Raw genomic sequence first — 18,209 nt, 5'->3', positions numbered from 1 at the left:
ACAGGCGCGTCTGCAATCATGCGGTTCCACCACCCAACAGAGCAGACAGAACGCCGGAACCGAACTCACAACTGGATAAAACTTGGGGGCAACGTCAATGCCGTCACCTGCGGGAATTTGCTGTGCTCGCGGCCGGCGAACAAGACCGGACGTCCGCCCGGATGCCGCCCGGACACCTCGGAACAAACCGGCATGTTCCCGCGCTGTTCCGAATTAAAATCGGCTGTTTTCTGCGAAATTTGATGCGGCAAAGCTCGTTCTGGACAAAGCGGCAAGCCCCCACAAATCGGGGTGTGAAAGGTTGCAGTTGGCTTTCTAACTTTTTGAAATTTTTGATGCTTGTTTCGGGGAAAATTGCAGCCAAGCTGTTGATATTGCTCAGTTGCCAGCTGATCAAAAGTCAGTCGCCAATATGGCTTGTTTGGTACCTTGGAACCAAGGTGCACTTTACTGCACGAATGCCGACCATTGATCTTAAAGAGAAAAATGGTCGGAGCGGCGGGATTCGAACCCACGACCCCTTGACCCCCAGTCAAGTGCGCTACCAGGCTGCGCTACGCTCCGACACAGCCGGTTTCCTAGCCCGTTCGCGGGTCCTGCGCAAGGACGTTCGCGCCATGTGGATGAATTTCGCATCGTCCAGCATTTCCCCGCGATGCGCCTCCAGCGCGATCAGCCCCCAGGCGAGGCCGTAGAGCAGAAAAAGGTGGCGCCAGTGGTCCATGTCGATCACCAGCCCCATGATGTCGTGGCCGAACAGGGTGACGAAGGTGGCGATGGCGATGGGTGTCCAGGGGCGCGGCTTGAAGATCAGCGGAAACAGCGCCGCCAGCGTCCAGAACGTCAAGACGATGAAGCTGATGCCGCCCAGCCAGCCGTAGGCGATGAACGCCTTCAGATAGACGTTGTGCGGATCCTCGGTAAAAATCTTGTAGAACTCCAGCGGCCCGATGCCGAGCGGGTGTTTCGCCGCCAGCAGGAAGCCGGCCGCGTGCCGCGCGAAGCGGCCCATGCGCGAACTGTCGTAATCCTGCAGCAGCGAGGCGCGCTCGGTGAACAGGCTGCTGACGCTGTCCAGCGACAGGGCGGCGGCGAGCGCCAGCGCCAGCACGAAGATGCCGGTCATGGCGAGGCCGGTCAGGCGCAGGCGTTTCAGAGCACTGCGTTCGTTGATGAAGACGATCAAACCGGTGGCCGCCATGACGAAGGCGGCCAGCGCCCAGGTGGCGCGCGAGAACGACAGCAGCACGCCGATCAGCAGCACCAGCAGGATCATGGCCGCAGCGGCCCTGGTCGCCATCCGCGCGGTCAGGACCGTGTAGGTGAGGGTGGCGAGGGGAAAGACCAGGAACGGACCGAATACGTTGGGATCCTCGAAGGTGCCGCGGGCGCGGCCGTAGAGCGTGAAGGTTTCCGCGCCCGGAAGCAGTCCGAAATAGCCGATGATGCCGGCAAGCGCCGCGATCACCGCGGCCGCGGTGTAGCCGCGCACGATGGGGCGCAGGTGGTCGGGCGACTGGGCGACGACGCCGGCGTAAAACACCGCGCCGGATGCGAGAAAGAACGACACGGCCATGTACATCGGTCCGCGGTCGTAGGTGGTGAGCTGCGTGATCGACAGCAGCCCGCCGGCCATGAACAGCAGGATCAGCAGGACCAGGGGCGAGAATCCCTGCTTCAGCTCCAGCCCGAAAATGCCCCAGCCGACCATCGCACAGACGAGCAGGATATCGTAAGGCGCCGGTTCGCTGGTGACAAAGAAGCCGGAGAAGGCGCACAACCACAGCATCGCCCGCGCAAACGTTCGCACGGGCAACAGCACAGGTGTCTGAGACGACGTTTGGGCCGGCGACTCGCTCAATACGCATGCTCCGTGTTGAGCAGGCGGAAGGGGGTGAGAAACAGGATGTAGAGGTCGAGCGGCAACGACCAGTTCTCGATGTAGTAGAGGTCGTTTTCGATGCGGTTGCGGATCTTGTCCGGCGTGTCGCATTCGCCGCGCCAGCCGTTGATCTGCGCCCAGCCGGTCACGCCCGGTTTGACCTTATGACGGGCGAAATAGCCGTCAATCACCTGGTCCCACAGCTTGTTGTCGGTGTTGGCGCCCAGCGCGTGCGGACGCGGGCCGACCAACGACAGTTCGCCGCGCAGCACGTTGAACAGCTGCGGCAGTTCGTCGATCGACGACTTGCGGATGAAGCGACCGATCGGCGTGACGCGCGGATCGCCGCGGGTGACGGCCACCCGGGCATCCGCGTCGGACATCTCGTTGTACATCGAGCGGAATTTCAGCACGTCGATGACTTCATTGTTGAAGCCGTAGCGCTTCTGGCGGAACAAGGCAGGGCCCGGGCTGGTGGCGCGGATGGCGATTGCCGTGCCGATCATCAGCGGTGACAGGACCACAAGCGCCAGCGTGGCGAAGAACAGATCGAACACCCGCTTGGCGATGGAATCCCAGTCGGCGATCGGGCGCTTGAACATGTCGAGCAACGGCACCGAACCGATGTAGGAATACGACCGCGGCCGGAAGCGCATCTTGTCCGCATGCGCGGACAGGCGGATGTCGAGCGGCAGCACCCAGAGTTTTTTCAGCAGCTGCAGCAGGCGCTTTTCCGCCCTGAGCGGAATCGAGACGATCAGCAGTTCGAGCTTGGTCAGGCGGGCGAATTCGACGAGTTCGTTGATGGTGCCGAGCTTGGGGTACCCCGCGACCACGGGCGGCGAACGCTCGTCGTCGCGGTCATCAAAGATGCCGCAGATGCGGATGTCGTTGTCGCGCTGGGCTTCCAGTTCGATGATCAGCTCGGCCGCCGCCATGCCGCCGCCGACGATGACCGCGCGCCGCTCCAGCCGGCCTTCCGCCGTCCAGCGCTGGACAAAACGCGCAAGGATGACGCGGAACAGGGTGAAGAACGCCAGCCCGCCCGCGTACCAGCTTGCGAACCAGACGCGGGAGAACTGATCTCCGATCTTGGCGAAGAAAATCGCCAGGGCGAAGAACCCGAAGACGATCGTCCAGGCGGTAAAGATGCGCCCGAGCTGGGAGACATAGGTGCGGAAGGCCGCGACCTGGTAGCCGTCGGAAGCCTGAATCAGGGCAACTGCCAGGATCGGGGCCAGCACGAGCGCCGCCGCGTAGTGCAGGTCGAAGGCCTCGCTGGGAAAGACATAGATGTAGAAGGTCGCCAGCCCGATGACGATGATGGCCGCGGCATCGGCAAGGCGCACGAAGCCCGAAAGGACCGCGCGCGACATGGGACGGCTCGACAGGCGCGCGGCGATCTCGAGCGCGCGTTCGCCAAGCTTGGTGCCGCCGTGCGACATGGCGCCGTCCTGCGCCATGTCGCCGACTCCGGCGTGCAGCGCATCGCGAAAGCGGGACTGAAACTCAGCATCCAGGTTGGTCATGATGGAACCGTCGGTTTCCGTCTTGGTGTCACTGTCGCGATTGGCTTTCAGGACCATGGGTTACCCATTGATCCGGCGATTGGTGCGGTTTCCCGTATGCGCCTCGCTCAGTTCGTGAAGCGGGTGGATGTGGGAGATATCCTCGACTTGCTGCGGCCGATCTTCGGCAGCGGGACGTGAGGCGCCACCGTAGAAGGCGAAAACGGCGCGTGCCATGTGGTCGAGCGAGAAGCCGGCGCTGAGGATGTTCTGATGCAGCACCGCGATCGCGCGCGCGTGCTCCGGCGCCTGCATTTTCTCGCGCATGGCGGCGGCGAGCGCGAAATCGTCGTCCGGCTCCACGAGGTCTCCTTCGCGGCCTTCGAAAATCTCCGGAATGCCTCCCACGCGTGTGGTGATCAGCGGCATGGCGGCGGCCACCGTTTCCAGGACGATGTAGGGCATGGATTCCGCGCGCGACGGGATCGCCACGCAGCGGGCCATGGCAAAGGCCTGACGGGCGGGCATTGGCGGATGGAAGGACACATGCTCGCCGAGCCCGAGCTGGTCCGCCTGTTCCTTGTACTCGCCCACCTGCGCGCCGGGGCCGACCAGATGGGCGGTCGGACAACGGCCGGTCTGCTCATGAATCATCGCCAGCGCCCGCAGGAACACATCAGGTCCCTTCAAATGGCGCATTTCGCCGATGAACAGGAAATCGGCGGCATCCGCGGCCGGGATGACGGGCTGAAACTCGTCGGGACGCAGGCCGTTGTGGATCACGCGGTTGGGCACCTTTGGCGCGTGGATTTTCTCGCGGTACTGCGTTTCCTCGTAGCGGGACACGAAAATCAGTCCGTCGGTCATCCGCTCCATGGTGCGTTCCAGCGTGAAGAATACCTTGCCTGCGGCGCTGTCCTTGGCGAAATGCAAGCTGCCGCCGTGCGGGCTGTAGAAGCGTTTCACCGACGCGCCGCGCGCCCGCATGGCGGTGCCGATCAGCCGCGCGTAGGCGCCGCCCTTGGCGCCATGCCCATGCAGGATGTCCGGCGCCAGGCCATGCAACTGGCGCAGCACCCGCCAGATGGCGGAAAGATCGCCGAGTGACAGGCTGCGGCGCATCGGCATGCGGATCAGGCCGAGCTTGAGGTCGCTTTCCAGGCGGGCGAGCTTTTCCTCGGCAAAAGCGTCGTCGGTGTCGCTCGCGCAGATCAAGCCGACGCTGTGTCCGGCGGCGTTCTGTGCGCGCACCAGGTCACAGACGTGGCGAAAGGCGCCTCCGACAGGCGCACGAATGCAGTGCACGATCCTGTATGGCGTCGTGTTCATTGGGGGTCGGCTCCCGCTTGCTTGACAGCGCCGCCTTGCCGGTCTTTGCGCTGTCTGACGTGTTTCCCTTGTGCGGAAAACCTACGGGAAAGAGATGAGTCCTCAGTTAATACGGCGGCTTGTGCGGAGCGCGCCCATGTTCACGATTGTGTGGGGCGGGCGCGCCGCGTGCCATTCTAAAAGAGCCGTTCGCGCACGTAGATGGTGTCGCCGGGGCGCAGCGGGTCGCTCAATGGCACGCGGGCGTTGAGGATCTCGCCGTTGATCTGCCGGGTGATGTCGACATTGCCCTGCTTGGCGCGGGCGTTGAATCCGCCCGCGATGGCGATCGCCGTCTGCGCCGTCATGCCGGCCACGTAGGGGTACTGACCGGCGTTGCGAACCTCGCCCATGACAAAGAACGGACGGTACTGCTCGACTTCCACAGATACGTCGGGATCCCGCAAAAAGCCTTGGGAAAGCTGCGTTTCCAGGGTTGTCTGCAACTGCTTTGTGGTGCTGCCGCGGGCCGCGACTTCGCCAATCAACGGAACGGAAATGAAGCCGGCCTGGTCGACCGTGTAGGAGTTGGTGATGTTGTCCTGGCCATAGACGACGATGCGCAGCCGGTCGCCGGAATCCAGGTGGTACGGCTGGGTGAGCACTTCGTGAAATGCGGTCGGCGGACGGCGGTATCCACTGCAGCCAGCCATCAGCAGGGACAGCAGTATCGAGGCGACGATTGTCGTGCGCATCGGGTTTACTCCAAACTCTTCGTTGCGGCGATAATCTCCAAACAGGGTTAAGACGGTGTAAATTTGCCAAGGACATTGCCTTAATTTTAAACTTCGCAGAAATAAGTATTTACATGTTGTTAATGTCTTGATCGCGGTTTGCGCGGCTATTAACGGTCTGCTTACCTTAATGAATTACATACAATGCGAGTTTCGTACGGCGTATTGGATGGGTATGGTCATGAACAGCACGATGGACGACGATGTGGCGCTGGACCTTGTTGCACTGGGGCGGGCGCTCTGGCGCGCCAAATTCCGGATTGCGATTTTGGTGATCGGCGCCGCCGTGCTGACGTTCGCGGGATTGCAATTCGTTTCGCCCAAATACAAGGGAGAGGCGAAGCTCCTCATCGAGAGCCGGCATTCGCTCTATCCGGGCGCCGAACGCGCCGTGGAGTCAGAGCGCGCATTGCTGGACCAGGAGGGTGTCGCCAGCCAGGTGCAACTGTTGCGCTCTTATGATCTCGGCCGCCGGGTGGCGGTGAAGCTGAAGCTTGCGGAACGCAAGGAGTTCAACAGTGCCGCGGGTGGTGGATCGCTGTTGTCGCGAGTCCCGGTCATGTTGGGCTTTGCCTCCGACCCGTCGCGCGCCTCAGTGGAAGAGAAGGTGCTGGACACCTACTTCAAGCGACTGAAGGTCTATCAGGTTGAAAAGACCCGGGTGATTACCGTCGAGTTTTCCTCCGTTGACCGCGAACTGGCGGCTCTCGCGGCCAACACCGTTGTCGAGGAGTATCTGGAGCAGCAGGCGTCGGCCAAGCGCGATGTGACGGCGGATGCCGCGGATCAGCTCGAGCCGGAAATCGCCCGGGTGCGCGCCGATGTGGAAGCGGCGGAACGTAAGGTCGAGGAGTACCGCGGCGGCGCCGATCTGCTGCTGGGCGCCAACAATGTGACGCTGGTGCAGCAGCAATTGGTGGAATTGAACACGCAGCTTGCGGTCGCGCGGGCCGCGCGCTCCGAAATTCAGGCGAAGGCGACGCTGCTGCGCAAGCTGCTGGATTCCGGCGGCTCGCTGGAATCCGTCTCCGATGTTCTCAATTCGCCGCTGATCCAGCGTTTGCGCGAGAGCCAGGTGGCGCTTCAGGCGCGCATCGCGGAGCTGTCGACCTCGCTTCTGCCGAACCATCCGCAGTTCCGGGCGCTGCGGCGCCAGCTTGCCAATCTCGACAGTCAGATTCGCGGCGAGGCGGGCAAGATCCTCTCCGGCATGGAAAGCGACGCCCGGATTTCCCAGGCGCGTGTGGAATCACTGCTCGCCAGCCTGAACGAACTGAAGGCCGCGGTCACCCAGAGCAACGAGAAGCGCATCGCGCTGCGCGATCTGGAGCGCGATTCCAAGATCAAGACGGCGCAGCTTGAATCGCTTCTGACGCGGTATCGCGATCAGGGCGTGCGCGGCAGTGCGGGCAATCTGCCCGATGCCCGGGTGATCTCACGCGCCAGCATGCCGCTTGATCCCTATACCCCAAGGTCATGGCGATCACGGTCATCGTGGCCATCGTCACCTTCATCCTGTCGCTGGGCTTCGTGCTGTTGCGCGCGTTCATCTCCGGGGATGCCTTGTCGCGGACCTCGAGCGTGACGGCTGCGAGCGTCGGCAGGGTTCGCGCATCCGCGCCGATGGCGCAGCCCGAGGTCCCTGTGCTGCCGGTCTCCACCCTCATGATGTCCCCGGCGGCCCTGTGGCGGGACCTGCTGGCCTCCGACGTGCCGGCGCGCTGCATCGCGGTTGTCACCATGGACGATGATACGGTTGCCCAGGACGTGGCGCTGGCCTTGTTGCGCACGGCCGTCCACGGCGACATCTGCCCGATTCTCATCGATACGCTGGCGCATCATTCGATCGTCGGCGACGATCCGGAAATCAAGGGCTTGAGTGAGTTGCTCAGCGGTGAGGCGTCGTTCTCGCAGGTGATCCAGCGCGACCCGGCGTCCCGTGCCCATGTAATCGAGGCTGGCCGCATCGGGCTTTCCGAGGATCTGGTGTCGCAGTCCGCCTTCGACACGATCATGGAAGCGCTCAACCACACCTATGATCATGTGGTGGTGGATTTGGGCAAGCTTGATGGGTCCGCCGTTTCCGAACGTTTTCTCGAACACGCGGATCATGTCGTCATCGCCAGCGGCGGCAGCAGCGATGGTCCGTCGATCGACCGTGCGCGGAGCATGCTCGCCCGGCACGACCTGAAGGGCGTTTCGGTTCTGGGGCGCGAGAAATCCGCCGATGCGGCCGCTCATGCCATGAGCGACATGGCAGCCTGAACCTGGCCGCTCCGCTTCATCCACACGAATGAAAACACCCGCTTTCGGTTCTGATCCGAAAGCGGGTGTTCGTTTGATGGTCTCCGAACCAGGGGAGTGCGGAACCGCAGGCCGTGGAAGCGGTTCTATCCCCGCTTGGCGCGCAGTTTGCGCAGGCGCAACACCATTTGCCACAGCACGGGATTGCCCTTGATGAGGCGTTTGGCGGTCTGGACCCAGGATCGGGCTGTGGCGTGGAACCGGCCGGCGAGGGTCACGGGCACGAAGCAGTCGATCAGCGGATCGGCTTCGCACCAGGCGGTCTTGTATCGCATCTCGCCGATGCCGAGATCGAGCTGTGTCAGGCCGCGCTCGCAGCAGTTGCGGATGACTTCCGTCAACAGCAGGTCGCCGGGGCTCATGGCAGTGAGGTCGTCGTCCCGGAACGAGTTTAGCGAACAGGAGTAGCGGCCGTTCTTCACGCCGCCGACATAGGTGGCGCGGACGATGCCGTCGACCGCGAGATAATGTGTGTCGAGTACGGGCTCTGCTTGGCCGGCAGCGCTTATCGCGGTGTCACGGATCAGGTCCGCGACGCCCGAATTCGCGAAAACGCTTGGAATGCCGGCTTCGAGCGCGCGTTCGTTGCGCAGTTCGATCGTGGCGTCGGCAGCGATCCGCGCTTGTTCGGGGGTGATCGCATGAACGATGTCCACGTGCCCGGCTTCCTGCAGCCGGTCATATTTCTTGCGCAGGCTGCGGCGGCTCTTGGAGCTGCGCGCCTTCCCATACAGGGTGTCGAAATCGCTCTCGAGATCCATCACGTAGGAGGCACTCGGGCTCGGTGTGTGGGCGAGGCCGAGGAACGGCGACCGCAGACCGGACCAGATTTCCGGAATGTTGTGCAGTTCGAAGGAATCGATGCGCGCCTGCGCGGCGACGTCCTTCAGGCTCTTGCGCAGGGTGTCAGGGGCGAGGGTCGTATAGACGTCCGCTCGCCAGAGCCCGAAATTGTAGTTGTTGAGTTTGCCGCCGAGCCAGCTTGCGACCCGAAGCGGTCCGCTGCGCCAGATGCCAAGCGGAAGGATGAAGGCGGTGGCGCCGTCGATTTCGCCGACGACCAGGGCCAGGTCCGCGCATTCGTGCCGGCCAACGTGGGCGTGCCAGTTCTTCAGCCAGTCGAAACAATGATAGACCGACATGACACAATCGGCTTCCAGTGCGCGCCATTCCGCTTCGATGACGTCAAAGTCCGATACGACGCGGATGCGTGCCGCGACCGTACGGGGGAGGCTCGACGGGACGGTGCTCGCGCCATCCGAGAGGGCGTAACGGGGATCGGAAAGGGCATTCGCCATGAGGTGCCGGTCACTTTGGTGAAATGAGATTGTCACGCTAGCAACAAGTTCTAAAGAAACCGTACCTACACTATCGAGAATCTTACCGAGGGGACGACCCTGGATGCCGCGCACAAACGCGGCCACGCAAGGGCGGCAACGGGGAGCGTCGGGACCATATTGGCTGTCTGCTGGAAAACATTGGGATTTCGTACCGCGCTGGACGCGTTGTCGTTCACCGGCGCCTACCGGTTGCTGGAGCCATTCGGACGTGGCGTCGGGCTCGTCTACATGCTGCATCGGGTCATGCCAGCGCACGACGAGGCGTTCCAACCCAACAGTTTTCTCGAGATCACGCCCGAATTCCTCGAACTGGTGATCGAGCGGACGCGTGCTGCCGGAATTGAATTCGTTTCCATTGACACGGCCTGTGAGCGGCTGAAGAGCCGTGAATTCGGACGCCGGTTCGCGGTGCTGACGTTCGACGACGGTTACCGCGACAACATGGAGCATGCACTTCCGGTTCTGAAGAAGCACGGCGTGCCCTTCACCATCTATGCGTCCAGCGGCATTACCGACGGGACCTGCGAACTGTGGTGGATCGCCGCGGAAAGGATCGTTGCCGGCACGGATGTGGTGGAGATCGATTTCGAGGGCCACCGCGAGACGCTGCCCTCCGCCAGCCTGTCCGAGAAGGTGGCGGCGAACAAGCGGCTGGTCGAGTGGCTGGGTCTTGGCCTTGACGAGCATTCCCAGCGCCGGGCTATCCGGCAGCTCGCGGGGGAGGCGGGCATCGATCTGGATGCGATGTGCCGTTCCCTGGCGATGGATTGGGCCGAATTGCGGCGCATGGCGTCCGAACCCCTCGCGACAATCGGCAGCCATACCCTGAACCACCATGCAGTCGGGCGGCTGGATCACCGTGAGGCGGCCCGGCAGATCAGTGAGGACGCCGACAGGTTGGAGGCGGAACTGGGCAGCCGCCCGCAGCATTTCGCCTATCCCTACGGCTGGCCGGAGGCTGCGGGCATGCGCGATTTCGGAATCGCGGCGCGGCTGGGCTTCAAGAGCGCGGTGACCACACGGCCAGGTCACCTGTTCGCCGGCCACGCCGATCACATGACCGCGCTGCCGCGGGTGTCGCTCAACGGCAACTATCAGAAGAAGCGCTACCTGAAGCTGCTGATTAGCGGCGCGCCGTTTGTCCTGTACAATCGCTTCCGGCGGATCAACGTGACCTGATCTCGTCGCGCTCACGGTTCAAATCCCTGAAATAACGCTGTTTTATTGACCGGAGGCATGGCTTCTCCAGCCTTATTGACACGCGCGTTTTAATGCGGATATTTTATATCCTTAAGGATATTATATATCCGTATATGCACGGCGAGATCCGCCGCGCGAAGTCAGCAAAGGAAACGATCATGTCCGCACATGCCATCTCCGAACGGGCCAAAACGAATGCTTCCGCACGTGCCGATTACAATGCGCTGTCGGGTGCCATCGCGGAAAAATTCCTCGCCTTCAGCATGGCGCTCAAGGACAGCTCGATCGATGCGAACCTGCGTGAACTGGTATACCTGCGCGCCTCTCAGATGAACGGCTGCGGCTTCTGCGTCGATATGCACGTGAAGCAGGCGCGGATTCATGGTGAGCGTGAACTGCGCCTTCACCACGTGGCGGTGTGGCGGGAGTCACCGCTGTTCGATGCGCGTGAGCGCGCGGCACTGGAGTGGACCGAGGTTTTGACCCGACTGCCGGTGCATGGTGTCTCAGACAGGGTTTATGAGCACGTCAGGGCGAACCTCGGTGAGAAGGAATTGTCGGATCTGACCTTTTCGGTGATGGCGATCAATGGATGGAATCGTATCAGTATCGCCTTTCAAAGCGTTCCAGGCTCTGCTGATGCGATGTTGGGGCTGACAAAGGCGGGCATGAGCTGATGCAACTGAAAAGTCAGGTGGAATGGGCGCTGCACTGCTGCGCGATTCTGGCCGGCCTTCCGGCGGGCCGCTACCTGGCGACAAAGGCCCTGGCGGAGCTCCATGGTGTGCCCAAGGAGTATTTGTCCAAAGCCCTGCAGGGCGTGTCCCAGGCGGGGCTCGTGGAGAGCACTCTGGGGTCGTCCGGCGGCTATCGGCTGGCGAGACCCGCGGATGAGATCACGTTCCTTGATATTGTGGAGGCGGTTGAGGGAAAGTCCTCGACGTTTGTTTGCACAGAGATCCGCAAGAACAACCCGTGCCGCGCCCGCGGCAGGGCCGAGCCGCGACCCTGCGCAATCGCCCGCGTCATGTGGGCGGCGGATCAGGCATGGCGCGAGCGGCTTGCCGCCGTCCGCCTGTCCGACCTGATCGGAACCCTGCAGGACGAGATTCCCCCGACCAGATGTCCGCGACCATCGAATGGGTTCTCGCGCGGACTTGAGAATTGTCTGGATGAGAGGCCGGTCCCGGACCCGGTTTCGGGAAGGCGTGGATTTCGTCCGATGGGTAGGGGGTTCGGTTTTCCGTGCGGCGGGTCCTGAGCGGATTTCGATTTGGGAGGCAAAAACACCCAAAGTGTGTGGTAATATAATACCATAATTTCAAGCTATTGTTTTTGCTTATGTTTTTAAAAACATTTCTCTTGACGGTGAATTAGGCTCTCTGTATCACCACTCCCGACCCGGTCAGGCATTCTCGAATGCGTGGGGCTTGTCCTGCGCTTTCCGGCTTGGCCGCTCGTTTCACGTTCAACTATGGAACGACACTATGAAAACCTATTCTGCCAAGACGGCGGAAGTCGAGAAGAAGTGGCTGCTGATTGATGCCCAAGGGCTCGTCGTCGGTCGCCTTGCCTCGCTGATCGCCATGCGGCTGCGCGGCAAGCACAAGCCGACTTTCACCCCTCATATCGATTGCGGCGACAACATCGTCGTGATCAATGCCGACAAGGTCGTCCTGACCGGCAACAAGTATGAGAACAAGAAGTACTACTGGCACACCGGGTTTCCCGGCGGCATCAAGGAGCGCACGGCGCGCGCGATCATGGAGGGCAAGTTCCCCGAGCGCGTGCTTGAAAAGGCCGTGCAGCGCATGATGCCGGGCGGTCCGCTGACCAATGCCCAGCTGAAGAACCTCCGGATCTATGCCGGTTCCGAACATCCGCATGAAGCCCAGCAGCCGGAAACGGTCGATGTCGCGAGCTTCAACGCCAAGAACACCAGGAAGGGCTGAGCATGGCTGAAGAGCTGCAATCCCTCGAGGACCTGGGCGAGGCGCTTGGCGGCGTCGCGACCGAAGAGACCACCCCTGCGATCGTCTACGAAAAGAAGATCGACGCACAGGGCCGTGCCTATGCCACCGGCAAGCGCAAGGACGCCATCGCGCGCGTCTGGATCAAGCCGGGCACCGGCAAGATCACCATCAACAAGAAGGACTTCGGCACCTACTTCGGTCGCCCGGTTCTTCGGATGATCGTGCGCCAGCCGATCGTCGCTGCTGACCGCGACGGCCAGTTCGACATCGTCGCGACCGTCTCCGGCGGTGGCCTGTCGGGCCAGGCCGGCGCCATCCGTCACGGCATCTCCAAGGCCCTGACGCATTACGAGCCGGGCCTGCGCGGCGTGCTGAAGAAGGGCGGTTTCCTCACCCGCGACAGCCGTGTCGTCGAGCGCAAGAAGTACGGCCGGGCCAAGGCCCGCAAGAGCTTCCAGTTCTCCAAGCGCTAATCCGCTGCACCGGACTGCAACAATCCAAAACCCGCCGGCTCGCACCGGCGGGTTTTTTGTATTTCAGGTGTGTTTGCCGCGCGCCGCTTCGGCCCGCACGAGGCGTCTAGCGGTCGCGCCCGCGCCGGATGAGGGTGTTGCCGAACCATGTCCGTCCGGTTGCCGATGTGACAGGAACGCGGGCGGCGGCGCGCGTGACGGTGCTGCGGCGGCCGGATCGCGCGGGTGCGCCCTGCCGCGCGAGCCTGAACAGCGACATGTGCTTTACGCGGGGAAAGTCTCGCCGGTCGAAGGCGTCGTGCTGGCGGTTGCAGGCGCGGTCGCTTTCGCGCAGGAGACGTTGCACGTCCCGCCGCAGTCGCGAACAGCGGTGTGGCGACGACATGCGGCCGGCCTCGTGCAGGAAGCGCTGCGCGCATGAGAGATAGATCCGTCGATGGACTTCCTCGTGGCGGCGGGCGAACCGCTTGAATCCTTGCCAGGCACGCCGGGTGTGGTTGTCAAACTGTCGTTCGTGCACGGCATGGGGCAGGGTCATGGTGAAGCGGATGGACAACGTCAGGCGATGGATGTGGCAGGCGGCCGCGTCTCCCCGCCGCCGCGTTCCGGGTTTCGTGAGGATTCGCAGATCGTAGCGGGGGCGGATGTTGGCCATCGCGGGGCCGTTGTCGCCGGCAAAGGGGCGCCGGTGCATGTAGTTCACCAGCGCCGGGGCGTCGCGGCCGCGCACGCGGTAGTCGCGCTGGACGGTGCGGCTGCTGATATCGGCGAAAGCCGGCGGTCTTGTGTTGACGGGAAACACGACAAGGGCCACCAGCACGGCGAGCGAATTTTTCAAGAGATGCTGTCTGCACGCCATTGCCGGGCCTCTCGCTAGAGCGTTTCCTTGTTAAATGGAATCAATTCTGTTGGTCCAAACCGGTTCGATCCGCGAGGAAACGGGCGAACGGCGTAGCCCATGCTACGGCGGAGGCCGTTGACGCGGCGGACGGCCGGTTTGGACCAACCCTTTGGGCGGGATGAATTTTCCCGATTATCGGCGAGGCCCGTCTCGGCCATATCCGCGATATGCCCGTCGCCAATCCTCTTGATCCTCGACAAAATTCATCTCCGCAGAATGGGTCCATTTGACAAGGAAACGCTCTAGGCGAATATGCCGATCAATTCATGCGGGCCGTCACGCGGACGGGTCGAGCACTGTGCGTCTTGCGGACAGGCGGGAGACCCCGATCAGCGGTTGCGAAACTCCCGTCGCAGCAAGAGCGCCGACACCGAATGACCCATTTGAACGGAATCGGCGTGGAAAGCCTTGATGTCGCTGCTGCTGAGCCCCGCCAGCCGGAAAATCGGCAATGTCGGAGCGCGGCGGGTGTCGCGCCTGTCCAGCGCGGTATGCTTGGCGAAGGCGCGCTTGATGGCGCGATCGATGATCGGGTCGAAACGCGCGCCCAGCCTCCGGCAAGAGCCGGTGGTGGAGAGTTTTCGGATCTCGCGATCGATCGTGCGGTAGAGCTCGAGATTGATCGCCAGATGCGTCTGCTCGTGCTTGCGCGCGGTCACCACGAAGGCCCGCCAGGCCTTGCGGGTCTTGCGGTCGAGGCGCCTTTCATCCACCGCTTTGGGCAGAGTGATGGTGAAACGCGCCTTCATCCCGAAGGCGCTGATGTGGCAGCCCGCGGCGTTCGCCGGCTGTCCCGGCTTTGTGCCGGCGGCGACGTCCAGCGCGGTGATCCGCATTTGCGACAGCAGCGACGCCAGCCGCGCTTCTTCGCCGTCGACCGGGTTGCGGAACAGATACGCGAGCATGGCGACGGCATCGCGGCCACGCACGGGATGGTAGACGGTTTTGGTCGCATGGGTGACCCCGGCCAAGGCCGGTTCCGCACCCACGCCGGCGCAGATCAGTGCCGCGGCAACAACAACGGAGCGAAAATGCGTGTTCACCATTGCCCCAGCGTATCACAATGGTCCAGCATGCACCGATGGTCCTGTATTGGCCAGCCCCGGCGGAGCGGCGAGCGGTTGATCCGGCCGCCAGATCGGGTCTAATGGAGTGCGGCCAATTTCGACACGCGGGGAGATTTTCGTGAGCCATTCAGACGATCCGTTGCGGCCTGTGCCGATGGACAACGCGGTGTTCGGTGAGAGCCTTCTTGGCGGATCACATGAGCCGGCCTACGGCGGCGTGCTGTCGTTCATGCGGCGGCGCTATTCGCGAGACCTGCAGGGCGTGGATGCGGCTGTATGGGGCATTCCGTTTGACGCGTCTGTCTCCAATCGCCCGGGTGCGCGGTTCGGGCCGCAGGGTGTGCGCCGCGCCTCGGCGATCTTCTGCGGCGACCCGCAGTATCCGTTCCATCAGGATCCGTTCGAGGGCATGACGGTCATCGACTATGGCGATTGCGCCTTCGACTACGGCCGCAACGCCGACGTGCCGGCCTGCATCGAGGCGCAGGCGCGGGTGATCCTGGATGCGGGCGTGCATCTGTTTTCCATCGGCGGCGATCATTTCGTCACCTATCCGCTGCTCAAGGCCCATGCGGCGCGGCACGGTCCGATGGCGCTGGTGCAGTTCGACGCGCATCAGGATACCTGGGACGATCAGGGCGACCGCATCGACCATGGCACCTTCGTGGGCCGTGCCGTGCGTGAGGGGCTGATCGATGCCGACCGCTCGATCCAGATCGGTATCCGTACCCATGCGCCTGAGGATTGCGGCATTGAGATCGTCTATGGTGAGGAGGTGCAGCGGCTGGGTGTGGACGGCGTGATCGGCCGGATTCGCGAACGCGTGGGTGCCGCCACCGCCTACATGACCTTCGATATCGACTGCCTGGATCCGGCCTTCGCCCCGGGTACCGGCACGCCGGTGGCGGGCGGGCTTTCGTCGCGCGAGGCGCTGATGGTGCTGCACGGGCTGGGGGAGATAAACTTCGTCGGCGGCGACGTGGTCGAGGTGGCGCCCGCCTACGACCATGCGGACATCACCTCGATTGCAGGCGCGACGGTGGCGCAGCACTATCTGGGACTGCTTGCAAAGCGGCGATGAGGGCAGGTTCCCACAGGGCCTGCACAGGGATTTGCACAGGATGACCGGATGGTTTTTCACCGGATTTGCACAGGTTTTGCGGGAAGGGTGAGAGACGCGGTTCTCCCGGATTGTCATCCCGAGAGAGGATTGCGAGGCCCGGTAACCGGCAGCGTGAGCGGCGATCCTGTGTTTCTTCCTGGCCCGGCGGGTTCTCAAAACGAGCGGAATCCCAGACGATTACCGGGCCCCGGTTCTCCACTTCGCCGCGGCAGGGATGACATCAGAGGTTGGGGCTGCATTTCGCAGCCCACCCCTACGTCGGAACCTTGACGTAGGAGCCCGGCGCGTCCTCGAGTTCCTTGCGGCGGTGGGCGCCGGGCTTGCGGGGCTTGGCCTCGCGGTCGTCAAGGCTGCGGATCCACTCGTGCCAGTGCTGCCACCAGGAGCCGGGTGTCTCTTCGGCCGCCTCAACCCAATCCTCGAATTCGCCCTTCACGGGCCGCCGGTCCAGTACTGGTACTTGTTGCGCGCCGGGGGATTGACCACGCCGGCAATGTGGCCGGAGCCGGACAGCACGTAGTGCACGTCGCCGCCAAAACACTTGGAGCCCTCGAAGACCGATTTCGGCGGGGCGATGTGGTCCTCGCGCGCGGCCAGGTTGAAGATCGGGATCTTGACCTTGGAGAGATCCAGCCGCACGCCGCCGACCTCCATTTCGCCCTTCGACAGGCTGTTGGCGAGGTAACAGTTGCGCAGGTAGAAGGAATGGTTGGCCGCCGGCATTCGCGAGCTGTCGGAGTTCCAGAACAGCAGGTCGAAGGGGAAGGGGTCCTTGCCCTTGAGGTAATTGTTGACGACATAGGGCCAGACCAGGTCGTTGGAACGCAGCATGTTGAAGGCGGATGCCATCTTGGTTCCGTCAAGATAGCCCTTCTGCTTCATGCGGCGTTCGAGGGTTTCAAGCTGCTCCTCGTCCACAAATACCTTCAGATCACCGGCGTGGGTGAAATCCACCTGTGTGGTGAACAGGGTGGCGGACTTGATGCGCTCGTCGCCCTTCTCCGCCATATAGGCAAGTGCGACGGACAGCAGGGTGCCGCCGACGCAATAGCCGATGGCGTTGACCTCGGTCTCCCGTGTCGCCTTGCGGATCGTTTCGAGCGCGAAGAAGATGCCTTCCTCCATATAGTGCTCGAAGCTTTTCTGCGCCTGGCGCTCGTCGGGGTTGACCCAGGAGATCACGAACACGGTGTGACCCTGGTCAACCGCCCACTTGATGAAGGATTTTTCCGGCGTCAGGTCGAGAATGTAGAACTTGTTGATCCACGGCGGCACGATCAGCAGCGGCCGCTTGAGCACGGTGTCGGTGGTCGGCGTGTACTGAAGGATCTGGCAGAGATCGTTCTCGGCGACAACCTTGCCCGGCGTGGTGGCGAGATTCTTGCCGACCTCGAACGCGCTGCCGTCGGACTGACGAATGCGCAGCTCGCCCCCGCCGCGAATGATGTCCTCGGCCAGCATGTGCATGCCGCGCACCAGGTTTTCGGCGTTGGAATTCACCGTCTCGCGCAGCAACTCGGGATTGGTGAAGATGAAATTCGATGGCGACACCGCGTTGGCGATCTGGCGAACGTAAAAATCGGCCTTGTGGCGGGTGTGGTCGTCCACCTCCTGCGCCTCGGCGACCATGGTCTCGGCCCAGCGCGAAGTGACAAGGTAGAACTGCTTGAGGAAGTTGAAGAACTGGTTCTCACTCCACTCTGGATCCTCGAAGCGGCGGTCGCGGGGCTCCGGTTCGGCGGTGGCGGGGCTTTCTTCGCCGGCCATGCGTTTTAGCGTGCCGCTCCACAAGTCCATGTAGCCCGTCAGCAGGCGACTTTGCGCGTCCATGCTGCGCTGGGGATCCTTCATCCAGTACTCGCCGACGCGCGCAAGCGTCTTCATCACCTCGGCGATTTCCGTGCCCAGTTCGTCATCGGTCTCACCGGTCTCGCGCGGCTTCACGTAGGCCGCGACCGCCTTGCCGCCTTCCTCGACGACTCGGGCGATGTTGTGCGCGAAAGTTTCCGGATTCTCGACGATGTAGCGCAACAACGGACTGTCGTTGTGATCCGTCATGAAAGAGCGTTTCCCTTCGCCTTGTCTTTTGTATCGTTATTCAGCGTTTGTTTTGGGCTGAACAGTACCATATTAGGCGTCTGGAAAGTTGTACCCGACCGGGCCGTTTTCTCCCTCCACCTCATGGTGCGGCACCGCTTCCCGGGACGCCTCATGCCTGTGATTTTGGCTGATCCCGCAGCAAACCTCTAGTGACTATTTGGTTGATGCCGTGGGAAAATTCAAACTTGGCGACGTTGCGTCAACGATTATGGGCGTAACTGTTCGCGCGCGGCTCT

Annotated in this window: 15 protein-coding genes, 1 tRNA gene and 2 pseudogenes; 8 read left to right on the top strand and 10 right to left on the bottom strand. The window is 62.6% G+C overall.

Translation table 11 applies throughout. The features are described from left to right. Positions 1-65 precede the first annotated feature (65 nt). The 6 genes from D1F64_RS23445 to D1F64_RS14200 form a co-directional block, all read right to left on the bottom strand. Positions 66-515 carry a hypothetical protein gene (locus D1F64_RS23445; protein WP_162901560.1) on the bottom strand — a complete coding sequence of 150 codons (450 nt, stop codon included), beginning with the start codon at positions 513-515 and terminating at the stop codon, positions 66-68. Beyond that, positions 488-564 (bottom strand) — tRNA-Pro (locus D1F64_RS14220). Before D1F64_RS14220 ends, D1F64_RS23445 begins: the two co-directional genes overlap by 28 nt. Next, positions 542-1,789, bottom strand: coding sequence for an O-antigen ligase family protein (locus tag D1F64_RS14215; RefSeq protein WP_117412961.1), 1,248 nt, complete (start codon positions 1,787-1,789; stop codon positions 542-544). The genes D1F64_RS14220 and D1F64_RS14215 overlap by 23 nt, the downstream gene beginning before the upstream one ends. 68 nt (positions 1,790-1,857) lie before the next feature. Further along, the gene (locus tag D1F64_RS14210) at positions 1,858-3,468 is read right to left on the bottom strand and encodes an undecaprenyl-phosphate glucose phosphotransferase (protein ID WP_248304470.1); all 1,611 of its coding nucleotides are present in this window, start codon (positions 3,466-3,468) and stop codon (positions 1,858-1,860) included. 3 nt (positions 3,469-3,471) lie between these two features. Next, positions 3,472-4,719, bottom strand: a complete 1,248-nt coding sequence (locus D1F64_RS14205; RefSeq protein WP_117412960.1) for a glycosyltransferase family 4 protein — start codon at positions 4,717-4,719, stop codon at positions 3,472-3,474. A 176-nt stretch (positions 4,720-4,895) separates the two neighbouring features. Then, positions 4,896-5,453, bottom strand: a complete 558-nt coding sequence (locus D1F64_RS14200; protein ID WP_117412959.1) for a polysaccharide biosynthesis/export family protein — start codon at positions 5,451-5,453, stop codon at positions 4,896-4,898. A gap of 220 nt (positions 5,454-5,673) precedes the next feature. On the opposite strand from D1F64_RS14200, the gene D1F64_RS14195 reads away from it, so the two are divergent. Then, entirely contained in the window at positions 5,674-7,077 is a 1,404-nt protein-coding gene (locus tag D1F64_RS14195) for a GumC family protein (protein WP_162901559.1), read from the top strand. Then, positions 6,969-7,757, top strand: coding sequence for a hypothetical protein (locus D1F64_RS14190; protein ID WP_117412957.1), 789 nt, complete (start codon positions 6,969-6,971; stop codon positions 7,755-7,757). Before D1F64_RS14195 ends, D1F64_RS14190 begins: the two co-directional genes overlap by 109 nt. A gap of 125 nt (positions 7,758-7,882) precedes the next feature. Here the strand turns inward: D1F64_RS14190 and D1F64_RS14185 are convergent, their stop codons facing one another. After that, on the bottom strand, positions 7,883-9,220 hold the full coding sequence (locus D1F64_RS14185; protein ID WP_162901558.1) for a GNAT family N-acetyltransferase: 1,338 nt from the start codon (positions 9,218-9,220) through the stop codon (positions 7,883-7,885). A gap of 54 nt (positions 9,221-9,274) precedes the next feature. Between D1F64_RS14185 and D1F64_RS14180 the strand changes: the two genes are divergently transcribed. The 5 genes and pseudogenes from D1F64_RS14180 to rpsI all read left to right on the top strand — a co-directional run bounded on the left by D1F64_RS14180 (position 9,275) and on the right by rpsI (position 12,782). Then, entirely contained in the window at positions 9,275-10,315 is a 1,041-nt protein-coding gene (locus D1F64_RS14180) for a polysaccharide deacetylase family protein (protein ID WP_162901557.1), read from the top strand. Between the two features lie 134 nt (positions 10,316-10,449). Beyond that, a complete protein-coding gene (locus D1F64_RS14175; RefSeq protein ID WP_248304469.1) occupies positions 10,450-11,013 on the top strand; it encodes a carboxymuconolactone decarboxylase family protein in 564 nt (187 codons plus the stop codon). Beyond that, positions 11,013-11,497: pseudogene (locus D1F64_RS14170) on the top strand (Rrf2 family transcriptional regulator). Before D1F64_RS14175 ends, D1F64_RS14170 begins: the two are co-directional and overlap by 1 nt. A 326-nt stretch (positions 11,498-11,823) precedes the next feature. Continuing rightward, positions 11,824-12,288 carry a 50S ribosomal protein L13 gene (gene rplM, locus D1F64_RS14165; protein ID WP_117412954.1) on the top strand — a complete coding sequence of 155 codons (465 nt, stop codon included), beginning with the start codon at positions 11,824-11,826 and terminating at the stop codon, positions 12,286-12,288. Between the two features lie 2 nt (positions 12,289-12,290). Continuing rightward, positions 12,291-12,782, top strand: a complete 492-nt coding sequence (gene rpsI, locus D1F64_RS14160; RefSeq protein WP_117412953.1) for a 30S ribosomal protein S9 — start codon at positions 12,291-12,293, stop codon at positions 12,780-12,782. 106 nt (positions 12,783-12,888) lie between these two features. Here rpsI and D1F64_RS14155 read toward each other — a convergent pair whose 3' ends face one another. Together D1F64_RS14155 and D1F64_RS14150 are read right to left on the bottom strand one after the other, a co-directional pair. Beyond that, the gene (locus D1F64_RS14155; protein WP_117412952.1) at positions 12,889-13,641 is read right to left on the bottom strand and encodes a DUF922 domain-containing protein; all 753 of its coding nucleotides are present in this window, start codon (positions 13,639-13,641) and stop codon (positions 12,889-12,891) included. Positions 13,642-14,012: 371 nt separating this feature from the next. Then, complete coding sequence (locus tag D1F64_RS14150) at positions 14,013-14,729, bottom strand: DUF922 domain-containing protein (RefSeq protein ID WP_117412951.1); 717 nt, start codon at positions 14,727-14,729, stop codon at positions 14,013-14,015. Positions 14,730-14,904: 175 nt separating this feature from the next. On the opposite strand from D1F64_RS14150, the gene speB reads away from it, so the two are divergent. Then, the gene (gene speB / locus D1F64_RS14145) at positions 14,905-15,831 is read left to right on the top strand and encodes an agmatinase (protein ID WP_117412950.1); all 927 of its coding nucleotides are present in this window, start codon (positions 14,905-14,907) and stop codon (positions 15,829-15,831) included. 295 nt (positions 15,832-16,126) lie between these two features. On the opposite strand, the pseudogene phaC reads toward speB, so the two are convergent. After that, positions 16,127-17,931, bottom strand: a pseudogene (gene phaC, locus D1F64_RS14140) (class I poly(R)-hydroxyalkanoic acid synthase). Positions 17,932-18,209: the final 278 nt, after the last annotated feature.

The sequence above is a fragment of the Breoghania sp. L-A4 genome (assembly GCF_003432385.1).
GTDB lineage: Bacteria > Pseudomonadota > Alphaproteobacteria > Rhizobiales > Stappiaceae > Breoghania.
This window is presented reverse-complemented; position numbering and strand designations above follow the sequence as displayed.